This window comes from Ruegeria sp. C9 (assembly GCF_056537585.1).
The window spans coordinates 695373-709570 of the sequence record NZ_JBQFRU010000002.1 but is presented as its reverse complement, the minus strand read 5'-3'; the positions used below and the strand labels follow the sequence as shown (position 1 = coordinate 709570).

Genomic DNA, 14198 nt, shown 5'->3' with positions numbered 1-14198 from the left:
CGCGACCCTGCATGCGCTAGACTCACCATCACAGCGCAAGGAGGTTCGCCATGCCCAAACTGGTCCGTCTCTACATTACGCAAGTCATCTGGGGCTTTGTGATCTCGGCCGTCTTTGTCGGGGTGCTGCTGGCGCTCAACGTGGCCAATCTACGGCATCTGATCACCAGTTCGGAAATTGGTCTGATCGCGTTGGCCATGATCTGGTTCATGAACGGGATCGTCTTTGCGGGTGTGCAGTTCGCCTATGCGATCATGAGCATGGCTGAGAAGCCGAACAAACCACGTGGTGGAACACCGATTGCTCATGGTTTGAAGCCTGCGCCGATCAAACAGGAAGTGCGCGCAGGGCGCTGATTTATTAGGTAAATATGTGGCGGGACCACCAGTCAACCGTGCGGTTTGATTCCCGAGGACCTGTATGTACAGGTGGGCGCCAGGTAATCAGGCCAGGACCTGAACAGAGCCAGCCCCCTCGGAATTGCTTAAGGCCACCAGAATGCTACCTGTCACAAGAAGGGCAGAACCCGCCACGGGCCTAAGTAGGGCCTGAAGCAGGTTCGCACAAGGGGTTAAGCATCAACAGTTTCGTGCAATGCGGTGCGCATCTTGCCGAAATGTTCATCCCATCCGTCATCCAGCGAAAGGATCAGGTCAAAGGCGTCAGCCCCTTGAGGTAGGCCCTCGTGCAGCAGTCCAAGGCGTGTGCCGCCGGCGACGGGTTCCAGCGTCCACTTGACCACACTTTCGGCGCCGCCCATCGGTTTAATTGTGAATGTATATTCAAGATACTCTGGACGTCTCGCTTCACGCACTTCACCCCAAATCAGAAGGTCGCCACTGGTCGTCCCGAACATCTCAAGCTTTTGTCCAGCAGCAAGGGGACGTTCGGGTTTGTGAAACCACTCGGCCAGCCGGTCGGGATCAGTCAAATAGTCCCAAACGATTTCTGGTGTAGCGCGGAGAAAGATTGTTTTCTGCAAAACTGCGTCTGTCATTTCTTATTCCCTTCGATAGCTTTCTTCAGATTTGCGAGGCGATCATCCCAGTACCGGTCGAAGTAGCTGAGCCAGTCCAGAACCGGAGCCATTCCTTTGGGTTCAAGGCGATTGATGCGTTCGCGTCCACGAGCTTCGACGGTGATCAATCCTCCGTCGGACAAAACGGTCAGATGCTTTTTGACGGCGGCGCGGGTCATGTCGAAACGCTCGGTTAGTTGAGCGATCGTCATATCCTGCGCTGCCAGCATCTGAACGATGTCGCGGCGGGTCGGGTCCGCCAGGGCGCGAAATGCGTTTTGGGTCTGTGTATTCATCGGGCACCTCTTATTGGATACCATTTGGTTTCATATTATTGCGATACCAAATGGTACTATGTCAAGCTGCTTGATTTTTGTTCATGAATTGTTCACATTCTCGGAATGACACTAATTATGCAGCCTGGACAGAAGCTGGCCCGTGGTGTTTCGCGTCACTTGTTGACCCACGGCTATGTTTCGATTGAAGAATTTGTCCCCACCCGAGGGTTGCGTGTCGATGTGATGGGGCTGGGCCCTAAGGGTGAGATATGGGTGGTCGAGTGTAAATCCAGCCGCGCTGATTATCAGTCGGATTCCAAATGGCAGGGCTATCTTGACTGGTGTGACCGATTCTTTTGGGCGGTTGATACGGATTTCCCGACCGAGCTTCTGCCTGCGGAAACAGGCTTGATCATCGCTGATGCCTATGATGCTGAAATCATCCGAATGGGGCCAGAAACCAAGTTGGCTCCGGCGCGGCGCAAAAAGATGGTTCAGAAATTCGCGATGGATTCTGCACGTCGGTTGCAGGCCTTGCGCGACCCCAGGGTTTAGCTTTTGATGGCGCGCGCGGCTTGGGCTGCGGCGCGGATTTCCTCGGCGATTTCTTCGGCCTCTTCGGGGTCGAAATCCATTGGAATCTCAATACCGGCACCTTCAATGAACAGCCGCACCATACCATGATCGGTGGGGCCGATCTGCAGGTTCGCTTCGATATCGCGTTCGGTGTTGATGCTCATGTTCGCCTCCGGGAAATGCGCTTTGGTGCTAACGCGCGATGGGTTGAGAATCAAGCCGACTATGGGTTCAGATAGGGCATGGAGACGGCAACGCTCAGACCTTTCCGCGCCGAGGATGCGCCGTGGCTGGTAGAACAGCATGACGTGCTCTATTCCCGCGACGAGGGGTTTGATGACAGTTTCGGCCCGCTGGTTGCCCGCATTCTGACGGAATTCATCGCGGATCATGATCCAACTTGCGAACAAGGCTGGATCGCCGAGTGCGACGGGGATCGTTTGGGTAGTATTTTCTGTGTCAGGCTGGATGATCAAACCGCCAAGCTGCGGTTGTTTCTGCTGCTGCCCGAGGCTCGTGGACAGGGGCTGGGCAAGCGGCTACTGACCGCCTGCATGGGTTTCGCCCGCGACGCAGGATATCGCCAGATGGTGCTGTGGACCCATGAGAGTCACGCCGCCGCTTGCGGGCTGTATCGTGCGTTTGGGTGGGAGCTTGTCGACAGCAAGCCGGTGCATTCCTTCGGTGTCGATCTGGTCGAACAAAGCTGGCGAATTCAGCTTTAATCCCCTTGCAATCCCCGTACGCCTTCGCTAAATCGCCCCTCACAAGTGCCGCCTTAGCTCAGTTGGTTAGAGCGCTGGATTGTGGATCCAGAGGTCCCCTGTTCAAGCCAGGGAGGCGGTACCATCTCCCAAAACCCAAGAACGGTTTGCCGGTTGCAGGTCTTTCTGTATACCCGGTACTTGGCGAAAGCTGCGTTCCGATGACATGAGCAAGATATGCCGGATAAGAAACCTGTAGACATCCGTAGAAATGCGAGACTGTCTGTTGCACCCATGATGGATTGGACCGACAAGAATTGCCGGTTTCTGCATCGTTTGCTGAGTTCTGAGACCTTGCTTTATACTGAAATGGTCACAGCGCCTGCTTTGGTGCGCGGCGGCGCGCTGCATCTGCTGGACTTTAATCCTCAGGAGTACCCAGTTGCGTTGCAGCTAGGGGGTTCGGACCCGCAGGAATTGGCGCAGGCGGCCAAGCTGGGGGCTGAAGCCGGATATGACGAGATCAACTTGAACTGTGGGTGTCCGTCTGACCGTGTGCAATCAGGGACATTCGGTGCGGTATTGATGCGCGCACCCGAAAAAGTCGCGGAGTGCGTTGCGGCGATGCGCGAGGCGGTGAAGGTCGAAGTCACGGTGAAATGCCGTATCGGTGTTGACGAACAGGAACCTTCAGAAGTGCTACCTGCATTCCTCGACCAGATTCGCAAGGCCGGTTGTCGGCGGGTGACGATCCATGCGCGCAAAGCTTGGTTGCAGGGGTTAAGTCCCAAGGAAAACAGAGATATTCCGCCACTGGATTATGATCTGGTGCATCGGATGAAGGCTGATTTTTCGGACATGCATATCTCGATCAATGGTGGCATTACGTCGCTTGCTCAGGCGCAACAGCATCTGGAGGCTGGGCTTGATGGTGTCATGATCGGTCGTGCCGCCTATCACCAACCGACAGATATTCTGGCGGCTGCGGACCCGTTGATCTTTGGAACGGGCAGCGTCGCGGATCCCATTGAAGTGGTGCAAAATATGCTGCCCTATGTCGAGGCGCATCTTGTCGACGGTGGTCGATTGCACCAGATCACGCGGCATATGCTGGGCCTGTTCGCGGGGCGTCCCGGTGCGCGGGGATGGCGGCGGATGCTCTCCGAAGGTGCTGTGCGCGAGAATGCCGGCCCAGAAGTGATCCTGCAGGCTCTGGACTCTGTTGCTGCGCTATCGCAGGTGGAACAGGTAGGCTAAGACGGCTTCGAGCCGCTATGGGGGAATGATGCCCGAGACGATGTTGCTGGCCCAGATGCTGGGCCTTTTGCTTGTGATCGGCGCTTTGGCCGGGGTGTTGGCTGGACTTTTGGGCGTTGGCGGTGGAATCGTTCTGGTGCCCGCGTTTTTCTATGCGTTTCAGACACTTGGATATGGCGGGCCTCAGCTGATGCAGCTATGCCTCGCAACTTCGCTGGCGACGATCATTGTAACGTCGATCCGATCGGTTCTTAGCCATAACAAGAAAGGCGCGGTGGATTGGGGCATCCTGCGCGGCTGGGGGCCAGGCATAGCGGTGGGTGCGGTGATCGGTGTTCTGGTGGCTTCAGCTCTGAGGACAGAGTTTTTGCAGGCACTGTTCGGCATGCTTGGCATGGTTATCGGCATCTATCTTGGATTGGGTAAATCCGAGTGGCGGTTGGGGGATGCAATGCCCAAGGGATTGCGCCGCGCTGTGCTTTCGCCTTCGGTCGGGTTTCTGTCGGTACTGATGGGAATTGGCGGGGGCAGTTTCGGTGTTCCGCTCATGAGCCTTTATAACACTCCGATCCACCGGGCGGTTGCGACCGCAGCGGGCTTTGGCGTGATCATCGCTGTACCGTCGGTGCTGGGTTTTTTATTTCTCAACATCGCTCCGGAGCATCGCCCGCCGCTGACCATTGGCGCGGTCAATCTGGTGGCTTTCGGTATCGTCGTTGCGATGACTATGATCACCGCCCCGTGGGGCGTTAAGCTGGCGCATGCGATGGATCCGAAGCCGCTCAGGCGGGTCTTCGCGGTATTCCTTACCCTGGTTGCTCTGAATATGCTGAGAAAGGCGTTGGGGTGGTAGCGTCGTTTTACGAGCTAGGTTGGATAAAGTTTCCTTATGAAGGAGTGTTGGCGGATTGGGTGGCGCACGCTCTTCCCACTGCGCGTGCGTCCGTCAGCGATCCGGCTCATTCAGCTTGGCACGATTGCGATGGCACGTGGTTCATTGGCGTTGATGCACTGGACAATGATGCGCAGGGCAGGGTCGCGGGTTCGCCTGCACTGGCGGGCGCGGCCATCGAACTGGCACACCAGCAGTTTGGATCGATTGATCTGCACAAAGGGCAGGTGTCGGTAATATATCCGGGCTACCCTCAACCCCGGCGTGGCGAAAGCGAGGCGGCGGCGCGGTATCGAGCGCGTCGGGATGCGGCGCATGTGGACGGGCTGAAGCCAACTGGCCCTGATCGACGACGGCGGGTGGATGAACCTCATGCCTGGATATTGGGTATCCCACTTACCGAGGCCAGTGTGGACGCAGCACCAATGGTGCTGTGGGAGGGAAGCCACAAAATCCTCGGCGATGCTTTTCGGGCCGCGATGAAGAAGGTGCCGCGGCATGAATTGAGCGAGGCCGATATCACAGATGTCTATCAGGCGGCGCGTCGCGAAGTGTTCGAGACATGTCCGCGCCTCGAGTTACCGGCGCGTCCGGGCGAAGCCTATCTGTTGCACCGCCACTGTCTGCATGGGGTTGCACCCTGGGGTCCGAATGCCAGCGCTGGACCGGATGGACGGATGATCGCCTATTTCCGCCCTCAGTTGCCTGGTGGTGTAGCGCAATGGCTCGAATCCCCGTAACCTCCTGCCATTGTTTAGCTTTGGAGAGTTGGTTCGATGATTACGGTTCACACGAATGCAGATGGTGCCCTTATTGAGGTCGAGCTTTCGGGCGAGGTCACTAGCGCAGATTACGCGAGCACGCTTGTTCCCGCTATTGAGGCCGCATTGGAGGAGCACGACGCCATACGACTGCTGGCGATCGTTGGGTCCGAGTTCAAAGGATACGATCTGGGCGCCGCATGGTCCGATACCAAGTTGGGGCTCAGCCATTGGCGCGGATTCGACCGGATTGGCGTTGTGGCGGACCAGGGATGGGTGCAAACAAGCGTCCGCCTGGCTGCCCCGATCCTGCCTTGCCCGGTGCACGTTTTTGGAATGGATGAGGTGGAGGAAGCGCGTCGCTGGATGCGCGAATCTCTCGGGGCGATCCACGTGACGGATCTTGGCGGACCTTGCGTGCAGATCAGTCTGATGGGCAAACTGGATTCACAGGAATACGGTCAGGCTCAAACCGATCTTGATGCGCTGTTGCGCGAACGTGACGGGTTTCGCCTGTTGATCGATCTGCGCGAGTTCGATGGTTGGCAGGGTCTGACTGCAATGGCAGCCCATTTCAGACTGGCGGCTGGTCATATTGGGATGCTGGATCGTGCAGCGATTGTCGGTGACAAGACATGGCAAAAAATGGCGCAACGCATGGCCAGCCATGTTCTGGGAACGCGGACCCAGTATTTCCCCGCGGAGGAATACGAGAACGCAATAACCTGGCTTGCGACTGGCTAAATGCTCTTAAAATTGTTCAGAAACAATGCCTTGTAATTATAGGCATTGTTCTTTTTTGCGTTGACGTTACGGAATGCAACTTTAAGTTAGCGCTATTATTGACTGGTTGGTCAAATAACTTAAAAAGTCCTTACCTGTCCCGGATTTAGAGGGAGAGGCAAAAAGCTGTTTCGCGTCGCTGTGGGCCACCACTCACTCAAACACAGCTTCCGGACTCTTCCCCCTCGGTGTTCGGAACGGTCCCGCAGTGGCGCGTCGTTTAATACATATTGGAAGAGCAATGATTTTTCGCTCAGTACTAAAGCGCATTCTTTCGAAGGACACCCCCGAACAGGCTGAAAGCCACGAGTTGGAAGCTGAGTTGCGCCCGCGACCTGCAAAGACGACAACCCAGAACGAGCTGGTTAAACTGTTCGGTTCTGAATTGCGGGATCACGAATCTCTGAGTGATCTTAAGCCGACGCGGAGACCAAAATACTAGGCTTGCGGATCAGGACCCTTGCAGCCGGGCGGCACGGCCACCACGGCGCTTTGCCAGACGGGGTTTGCGTTCCGGCAGATCCTGCATGATTTCGGCCCGTTCGGTGCTGTCCATCTTTGACCAGCGCGTGATCTCGTCAATGGTGCGGTAGCAGCCGGTGCAGATACGTTCGGTCGGGTGAACGACGCAGATTTGGATGCAAGGGCTTTCGACCTCGTCCCGTTTCCAAACCATATTCGTCATGGGCGTTTTCCGATCCGTCAAAGAAAGCGCAGTCTGTCCAGCGCGCCTTGCAGAATATAACCTGCTGCGACGTGATCAATAACCTGTCCGCGACGTTTTCGTGTCGTATCCGCCTCAAGCAGTGCTTTTTCTGCCGCAACGGTGCTTAGTCGTTCGTCCCAGAAACCGATGGGCAGATCGGTCAAACGGGTCATGTTTCGTGCGAAGGCGCGGGTTGACTGGCAGCGCGGCCCTTCGCTGCCATCCATGTTGCGCGGCAGTCCGAGGATGATTCCGCCGATCTCACGTTCGGTTACAATCTCGATCAAACGCGCGGAATCCAGTGTGAATTTCTTGCGTCGCACCGTCTCAAGCGGGGTGGCCACGCCGCGCATCCGGTCCGAGACGGAAACGCCGATGGTCTTTTCTCCCAGATCCAGCCCCATCAGGGCTGACATTGGGGGCAGGGATGCTGCGAAGTCTTCGAACGCGTCGTGGATCATTGAGCGATTCCGGCCTGCAGCGCGGCAGCGTCGATCATCTCCAACGCTTCGGCGTTACCCGCAAATACTTCCTTGGCTTCGTTCCTGATTTTGATGGCGCGTTGGCCTTCGCCCAGCACGCCCAAGGCGGCAATCAGGCGAGCCCACTCCTCGGGTGTCCCGCCCTCGGTCGCAAGGCGGTCCGAAAGGCCATCGACCATGCCGCGGATCATTTCTTGTCGTTCCTCTGGCGACATCTCGGCGGCAGCATTTACATCGTCCTGGCTAGGGCCGGATGCAGCAGAAAAGTCGGGTGTGTTAAACACGCCTGCGCGGAATGCCAATTCATCGATCTGTGACCGGATGGCATTCGCCCATGGGGCGCCAGCCGGGGCGTCGTTAAGGGTTTCGACCCAAACGCGATAGGCCATATCAGGCCGCCCGGTCTGTGCCAGCATCTGCCCCCAATAATACCGGGCAGGACCCAAGCGCTGATTGCGCTCAAGCGCCTGTCGCAAGGCGGCTTCCGCTTCCGGTGAGACGTAGCCGCCAGCGGCCAAAATCATCATCTCTGCCTGATCCGAATAGGCCTGAGCCGACGCGTTGTCACCTGACAGTTCGATCACACGGGTTTGTGCCTCATACCCTGCTTTGAAGTTCCCCGCATTGGTTTCATGCTGTGCCAGCAGGGTATGGCCTTGCAGATCATCGGGGCGTTCGGCCACTGTTTCGCGCAGCCGGTTCAGCAAAGTTGCATAGCTTTCGTCCAGTTGAGGCGTCTGGACCGGTGTGGCAATGCCCTCGGCCTCAGCCTGGCTGGGTCGATTTTCGCGCAGGTCTTCTGCCATTTCCAGACGAACTGAAAGGGGCATGTCAGGGAAACCGGCAGCACCCAACTGGCGATACATCGCCAACCCGCCACCAACCAGAACGGCGGCCATGGCGAGGAACGCAATTATGGTAACCAAGCGTGATGGCCCGGTGCCTTTGTCTTCATTGCGCATCTGCGCGTCTGCGGCCAGGATACGGCGCGAGATTTCCGTGCGTACACGCTCGGCATCAGCTTTCGCGATCACGCCGCGCGCCAAGTCTTTGTCAACGCCTGCTAGCTGTTCACGATAGACTCGTAGATCATAAGCAGCTGTCGGGCCGGTGCCGCGACGACCGCGCAGCATCGTGTAACCCAGGAAAACCGCGATCAGCAGCGCGATCAAGAAGATGAGAACCCAGAACGGCATGGTCCCTCCAAAATGGTTGCCCTGACTTAGACCTGTCGGCGCATGGAAAAAAGGGACAAATAGCCGCGAAGGGCGCTCATGTCGCAATAGTGCATTATTGCGGCGTTGCGCGGCAGGGTTAAAATGTATGGGCACGGCATACCTGCGCCCAATCATCGAAGACCGGACGGATTCGCACATGAAACACTACTCAGCCTTTGCTGTAGCGCGCGAAGCGCTGCGCTATCACACCGGATGGGAGCGCGCATGGCGTTCGCCGGAGCCTAAGAAGCGCTATGACGTCATTATCGTCGGGGCCGGCGGTCACGGTTTGGCAACAGCCTACTATCTTGGCAAGAACTACGGCATCCAGAACGTCGCCGTAATAGAAAAAAGCTGGTTGGGCGGTGGCAACACCGGTCGGAACACGACCATCATCCGATCAAACTATCTGCAGGATCCGTCAGCGGCGATTTACGAAAAGGCGCGCGGTCTCTACGAAGATCTGAGCCAGGAACTGAACTATAACATCATGTTCAGCCCGCGTGGCGTAATCATGCTGGCGCAGACCCAGCACGAGATTCGCGGCTATCAGCGTACTGCGCATGCGAATGCGCTGCAGGGTGTTCAGACCGAATGGATTGGGCCCGAACGCGTGAAAGAGCTGGTGCCGATCATTAATCTTGAAGGTCCGCGCTATCCGGTTCTGGGCGGGCTTTGGCAGGAACGTGGTGGGACCGCGCGCCATGATGCGGTGGCATGGGGCTATGCCCGCGCATGTTCGGCCATGGGTATGGACATTATCCAGAGATGCGAAGTCACCGGCGTCCGGTCCGAAAACGGTCGTGTTGTCGGGGTCGATACCACAAAAGGGGCCATCGATTGTGACAAGCTGGGCATCGTGGTTGCGGGGCATTCTGGCCAGTTGGCTGAGATGGCGGGCTTCCGTCTGCCACTGGAAGCCGTTGCACTGCAAGCGTTGGTGTCCGAGCCGATCAAACCCTGCATGGATGTCGTTGTGATGGCGAACACCGTACACGGCTACATGTCTCAGTCCGACAAGGGCGAGATGGTGATTGGTGGTGGCACAGACGGGTTCAACAACTATACCCAGCGCGGCAGCTTCCATCATATCGAGGAAACGGTACGCGCATTGGTCGAAACTTTCCCGATGATCTCGCGCCTGAAAATGCTGCGCCAGTGGGGCGGTATTGTGGATATGACCGGCGACCGTTCACCCATCCTGTCGAAAACACCGCTTAATGGCTGCTTTATCAACGCAGGCTGGGGCACCGGCGGCTTCAAGGCCATTCCGGGATCGGGCTGGGGCATGGCACAGCTGATGGCCACGGGGCATTCACCACTGACCGAAGCCTTCTCGCTGGATCGTTTCAAAGAGGGCCGCTTCATCGACGAAAGCGTCGCGGCCGGGGTGGCGCACTGATGAAGATTTTTTGTCGAAAAATCTCGCACGCCCGTCACGCAGAATTTGCAGGCAGATACGTCTCGCCTGCTGCCAAGAGGATGATCACATGCTGATCTTGAAATGCCCTTATTGCGGCGTCGAAGCCGAAGAAACTGAACTGGCTGCAGGTGGCGAGGCGCATTTGAAGCGTTATGGCCCGGGCTCGTCAGATGATGAGTTCCACGACTACCTGTTTATGCGCGAAAACCCCAAAGGCGTTCATTTCGAACGCTGGCGCCATGCCAATGGGTGCGGCAAGTGGTTCCACGCCGCGCGCTGTACGAACACGCTTGAGGTCTTTGGCACCTATTCGGCGCAGACAACCGAGCCGCCCCAAGAGATCAAGGACGCCATCACCGCCAAGCGTCCCGGCTGGACGTGGAGAGAGTACAAATGATCTGTACAGCCATCCAAAATACCGCCTGCGAAAGGTCCGCATCATGAGCACCCGTCTCGCAAAACATGGCCGTTTGATTGATCGGTCGAAAAAGGTCAACTTCACCTTCAACGGCACCTCGATGCAGGGCTACGAGGGCGATACGCTCGCGTCTGCCTTGCTGGCAAATGATCAGATGATGATGGGCCGGTCGTTCAAGTATCACCGCCCGCGCGGCGTGGTCGCTAGTGGCGCGGAAGAGCCAAACGCTCTGGTCGGTCTGGGTGAGGGCAACCGGTTTGAGCCGAACCAGCGCGCCACCACGACAGAGCTGTTCAATGGTCTGACATCCGCATCACAGAACCACTGGCCGAACCTCGAGTTCGACATCGGTGCGATCAACACGCATCTGTCGCGGTTTCTGCCCGCCGGTTTCTATTACAAGATGTTCATCCATCCGAAACCGTTCTGGAAACATGTTTACGAGCCGTTTATTCGCCAGTCGGCGGGTTTGGGCAAAGCGCCCGACAAGGACAACCGAGACGCGGATACATACGAGCACTTTTACGCCTTCACCGATGTCTTGGTGATTGGCGGTGGTGTCGCGGGTTTGCAGGCCGCCAAGGTGGCAGCCCAAACCGGTGCCAAGGTGATGCTGATCGAGCAGACTGCGCACTGGGGTGGTCGCGCTCCGGTTGATGGCGGAACCATCAATGGCGAGCCTGTGGATAAGTTCGTGGAACAATTGGTTTCCGATCTCGAAACAATGGACAACGTCACCATGCGCAATCGCTGCATGGGTGCGGGGGTCTATGACCACGGTTATGTACTGGGTTATGAGCGACTGACAGACCACAAGCCGGGTGTTCAGGGGCCGCGTCACCGCCTGTGGCGCATTCGTGCGAAACAGGTCGTGACCGCGACCGGTGCGATTGAGCGTCCGCTGTCATTCGCAGGCAATGATGTGCCTGGTGTCATGCTGGCCTCTGCCATGCGCGACTATGTGGTCAACTGGGGCGTGACGCCGGGCGAGCGTGTGATTGTCGCCACAAACAATGATGACGCCTACCGGACTGCAATTACCTTGAAACAGGCCGGTGTCGATGTCCTGCGCGTGGTTGATGCGCGCGACACCGCCGGACCTCTGGCCGAAGAGGCGCGTCAGCTGGGTATCCGCGTCGATCCGGGCAAGGCGATCGCAAAGGTCAAAGGCGGCAAGCGGGTCAAGAAAGTTGCGATCTGCAATCAAGAGGGGATCGGAGGCGCCCGGGAAGAGGTCGAATGCGATGCGATTGCCATGTCAGGTGGCTGGTCTCCGGTCGTGCATATGTGGTCGCATTGCGGCGGTAAGCTGATCTGGGACGAGGCGAACGCGCATTTCCGCCCCGATCCTTCACGTCCTCCGCTCGGGGCAGACGGTGAAGGTTTTGTTCTGGCGGCAGGGGCTTCGAACGGCCCGCTGGCCCTGGGGGATGTCCTGAAGGATGCAGATACTGCCGGCAAAGCGGCAGCGAAGGCGGTCGGGTTCTCCGCGAAGCGCACCAAAGCGCCAGTTGGTGAGACTACGGCCGAGGCCCCAATGGCCGCTGTCTGGCTCATGCCTTCTAATGCCGAGATTGATCTGCGCATGAAATCGTGGCTGGACTTCCAGAACGACGTCAAGGTCTCGGACGTGCAACTGGCTGCGCGCGAGGGCTATGAAAGTGTCGAGCATACCAAGCGTTACACCACGCTGGGCATGGCAACGGATCAGGGTAAGTTGAGTAATATCAACGGCCTGGCAATCCTTGCTGATGCACTGGATTCAGAGATCCCGAAGGTCGGCACCACCACCTTCCGCCCGCCATATACTCCAATCTCGATGGCTTCGATTGGTGGTGAAGCGCGTGGTGAGGTGTTCCAGCCGATCCGTCAAACGCCGATGCACAACTGGCACGATAAGAACGGAGCCGATTGGGAGCCGGTCGGCCATTGGCGTCGAACCTATGCCTATGTCCGTCCCGGTGAATCCGTGCATGACGCGGTGAACCGAGAGGTGAAAAACACCCGCGAAAACCTCGGGCTGTTGGACGCTTCGACACTCGGCAAGCTGATCGTCAAAGGCCCCGACGCAGGCAAGTTCCTGGACATGATGTACACCAACATGATGTCCACGCTGAAGGTCGGCAAATGCCGCTATGGCCTGATGTGTTCCGAGAATGGCTTCCTGATCGACGACGGCGTTGTTGCCCGCATCGATGAGGACACGTGGCTGTGCCACACCACCACCGGCGGGGCCGAGCGTATCCATGGCCACATGGAAGAATGGCTGCAGACCGAGTGGTGGGACTGGAAAGTCTACGTCGCGAACGTCACCGAGCAATATGCGCAGGTCGCCGTGGTAGGTCCGAACGCCCGCAAGGTACTTGAGAAGCTGGGCGGCATGGATCTGTCGAAAGAGGCGCTGCCCTTCATGGAATGGCGCGATGGCAAGATCGGCGCGTTCGACGCGCGGGCCTACCGTATCTCGTTCTCGGGTGAGCTGTCCTATGAGATCGCGGTCCCTGCAAGCCAAGGTCAGGCGTTCTGGGACGCTCTGATCGAGGCAGGGCAGGAGTTCGGAGTGATGCCATACGGCACCGAATGTCTGCATATTCTGCGAGCCGAGAAGGGCTTTATCATGATCGGCGATGAGACCGACGGCACCGTGATCCCGCAGGATCTGGGGCTGCACTGGGCGCTGTCCAAAAAGAAAGAGGATTACCTCGGAAAACGCGCCCATTCGCGGACCCATATGGCCGATCCTGAGCGCTGGAAACTGGTTGGTCTTGAGACTGTGGATGGATCGGTTCTGCCCGACGGAGCATATGCGGTTGGTGAAGGCGTGAATGCGAACGGTCAGCGCAACATGATCGGGCGCGTAACTTCGACCTACTACTCGGCCAATCTGGGCAAAGGCATCGCCATGGGCCTGATCAAACACGGCCCCGACCGGATGGGCGAAGTGGTCGAGTTCCCGGGCACTGACGGCAAAACCTACAAGGCCAAGATCGTGGACCCGATCTTCTATGACAAGGACGGGGAGAAGCAGAATGTCTGAACCCATCAGCGCACTGAACCACGCCTCATATGATGGCATCGCCAAGATCGAGGAATGCGGCCTACAGGGCATGATCACACTGCGCGGTGATCTGTCGGATAAGGTACTGGCTAAGGCTGTCAAAGACGCCACCGGGCAGAAAGTGCCCGGTCAGCGTGAAGCGTTTGTGAATGGCGACACCGGTGTTTGCTGGATGTCCACCGACGAATTGCTGGTGCTTGTGCCTTATGCCGAGGTCGAGGCCAAACTGGCCGCGATGACCAACGCGCTAAGTGGTACGCACGCACTGGCGGTCAACGTCTCCGACGCGCGGGCCGTATTCCGCGTTTCGGGCGCGAACGCGCGCGAGGTATTGGGCAAGCTGGCTCCGGTTGAGCTGTCGGCCGAGGCATTCCAACCCGGCCAGATCCGCCGTTCGCGTTTGGCGCAGGTGGCAGGTGCCTTCTGGATGGACGACGCTGAGACTTTCCGCATCGTCTGCTTCCGCTCTGCGGCGGACTATGCGTTCAAATTGCTGAAGGTTGCGGCGCAGCCCGGCAGCGAGGTCGGGGTTTATTAAGTCCTGATCGCCTGATGATATGTGGGTGAGGGGGCTTTGCCCCCTCGGCCTGCGGCCTCACTCCCAAGGTATTTCTGTCGAGATGAA

General features: G+C 57.8%; 18 protein-coding genes and 1 tRNA gene. 13 read left to right on the top strand and 6 right to left on the bottom strand.

From position 1 onward, the window contains the following. Positions 1–50: 50 nt before the first annotated feature. A complete protein-coding gene (locus ACR0NE_RS07730) occupies positions 51–356 on the top strand; it encodes a hypothetical protein (RefSeq protein WP_170403312.1) in 306 nt (101 codons plus the stop codon). A gap of 215 nt (positions 357–571) precedes the next feature. On the opposite strand, the gene ACR0NE_RS07725 is transcribed toward ACR0NE_RS07730, so the two are convergent. Next, positions 572–997, bottom strand: a complete 426-nt coding sequence (locus tag ACR0NE_RS07725) for an SRPBCC family protein (RefSeq protein ID WP_170597937.1) — start codon at positions 995–997, stop codon at positions 572–574. After that, positions 994–1314, bottom strand: a complete 321-nt coding sequence (locus ACR0NE_RS07720; RefSeq protein WP_170597940.1) for a metalloregulator ArsR/SmtB family transcription factor — start codon at positions 1312–1314, stop codon at positions 994–996. Before ACR0NE_RS07720 ends, ACR0NE_RS07725 begins: the two co-directional genes overlap by 4 nt. Before the next feature lie 105 nt (positions 1315–1419). Here ACR0NE_RS07720 and ACR0NE_RS07715 point away from each other — a divergent pair, with 105 nt between their 5' ends. Beyond that, entirely contained in the window at positions 1420–1851 is a 432-nt protein-coding gene (locus tag ACR0NE_RS07715; protein ID WP_170597943.1) for an MmcB family DNA repair protein, read from the top strand. Here ACR0NE_RS07715 and ACR0NE_RS07710 read toward each other — a convergent pair. Beyond that, on the bottom strand, positions 1848–2036 hold the full coding sequence (locus tag ACR0NE_RS07710) for a DUF6324 family protein (RefSeq protein WP_170396325.1): 189 nt from the start codon (positions 2034–2036) through the stop codon (positions 1848–1850). The two genes, ACR0NE_RS07715 and ACR0NE_RS07710, sit on opposite strands and share 4 nt — an antisense overlap. Before the next feature lie 78 nt (positions 2037–2114). On the opposite strand from ACR0NE_RS07710, the gene ACR0NE_RS07705 reads away from it, so the two are divergent. From ACR0NE_RS07705 to ACR0NE_RS07675, 7 genes are all read left to right on the top strand, one after another. Next, a complete protein-coding gene (locus ACR0NE_RS07705) occupies positions 2115–2597 on the top strand; it encodes a GNAT family N-acetyltransferase (RefSeq protein WP_170597945.1) in 483 nt (160 codons plus the stop codon). Between the two features lie 47 nt (positions 2598–2644). Next, positions 2645–2721: transfer RNA gene (locus ACR0NE_RS07700), tRNA-His, on the top strand. A 92-nt stretch (positions 2722–2813) separates the two neighbouring features. Beyond that, positions 2814–3833, top strand: coding sequence for a tRNA dihydrouridine(20/20a) synthase DusA (gene dusA, locus ACR0NE_RS07695; protein ID WP_170597948.1), 1020 nt, complete (start codon positions 2814–2816; stop codon positions 3831–3833). Between the two features lie 28 nt (positions 3834–3861). Beyond that, on the top strand, positions 3862–4686 hold the full coding sequence (locus tag ACR0NE_RS07690) for a sulfite exporter TauE/SafE family protein (RefSeq protein ID WP_170597949.1): 825 nt from the start codon (positions 3862–3864) through the stop codon (positions 4684–4686). Then, positions 4680–5465 (top strand): hypothetical protein, encoded by a 786-nt coding sequence (locus ACR0NE_RS07685; RefSeq protein ID WP_170597950.1) that lies wholly within the window; start codon positions 4680–4682, stop codon positions 5463–5465. Before ACR0NE_RS07690 ends, ACR0NE_RS07685 begins: the two co-directional genes overlap by 7 nt. Positions 5466–5501: 36 nt before the next feature. Then, positions 5502–6230, top strand: a complete 729-nt coding sequence (locus ACR0NE_RS07680; RefSeq protein WP_170403297.1) for a SpoIIAA family protein — start codon at positions 5502–5504, stop codon at positions 6228–6230. A 280-nt stretch (positions 6231–6510) separates the two neighbouring features. Further along, positions 6511–6711 (top strand): hypothetical protein, encoded by a 201-nt coding sequence (locus tag ACR0NE_RS07675; RefSeq protein WP_170597951.1) that lies wholly within the window; start codon positions 6511–6513, stop codon positions 6709–6711. Positions 6712–6720: 9 nt separating this feature from the next. Here ACR0NE_RS07675 and ACR0NE_RS07670 read toward each other — a convergent pair whose 3' ends face one another. Genes ACR0NE_RS07670 through ccmI form a run of 3 tightly spaced genes read right to left on the bottom strand, consistent with a single transcriptional unit; the run spans position 6721 to position 8653 of the window. Beyond that, positions 6721–6954 carry a DUF1289 domain-containing protein gene (locus ACR0NE_RS07670; protein WP_170396339.1) on the bottom strand — a complete coding sequence of 78 codons (234 nt, stop codon included), beginning with the start codon at positions 6952–6954 and terminating at the stop codon, positions 6721–6723. Between the two features lie 17 nt (positions 6955–6971). Next, a complete protein-coding gene (ruvX, locus tag ACR0NE_RS07665; protein WP_170403288.1) occupies positions 6972–7436 on the bottom strand; it encodes a Holliday junction resolvase RuvX in 465 nt (154 codons plus the stop codon). After that, positions 7433–8653, bottom strand: coding sequence for a c-type cytochrome biogenesis protein CcmI (gene ccmI, locus ACR0NE_RS07660; protein WP_170597952.1), 1221 nt, complete (start codon positions 8651–8653; stop codon positions 7433–7435). Before ccmI ends, ruvX begins: the two co-directional genes overlap by 4 nt. A gap of 178 nt (positions 8654–8831) precedes the next feature. Here ccmI and ACR0NE_RS07655 point away from each other — a divergent pair, with 178 nt between their 5' ends. The 4 genes from ACR0NE_RS07655 (at position 8832) to ACR0NE_RS07640 (ending at position 14111) form a co-directional block, all read left to right on the top strand. Further along, the gene (locus ACR0NE_RS07655) at positions 8832–10076 is read left to right on the top strand and encodes a sarcosine oxidase subunit beta family protein (RefSeq protein ID WP_170597953.1); all 1245 of its coding nucleotides are present in this window, start codon (positions 8832–8834) and stop codon (positions 10074–10076) included. An 88-nt stretch (positions 10077–10164) separates the two neighbouring features. After that, positions 10165–10494, top strand: coding sequence for a sarcosine oxidase subunit delta (locus tag ACR0NE_RS07650; protein ID WP_170422295.1), 330 nt, complete (start codon positions 10165–10167; stop codon positions 10492–10494). A gap of 43 nt (positions 10495–10537) precedes the next feature. Continuing rightward, positions 10538–13552 (top strand): sarcosine oxidase subunit alpha family protein, encoded by a 3015-nt coding sequence (locus ACR0NE_RS07645; protein ID WP_170597954.1) that lies wholly within the window; start codon positions 10538–10540, stop codon positions 13550–13552. Beyond that, on the top strand, positions 13545–14111 hold the full coding sequence (locus tag ACR0NE_RS07640) for a sarcosine oxidase subunit gamma family protein (RefSeq protein WP_170422292.1): 567 nt from the start codon (positions 13545–13547) through the stop codon (positions 14109–14111). The genes ACR0NE_RS07645 and ACR0NE_RS07640 overlap by 8 nt, the downstream gene beginning before the upstream one ends. The last annotated feature ends 87 nt before the right edge of the window (positions 14112–14198 follow it).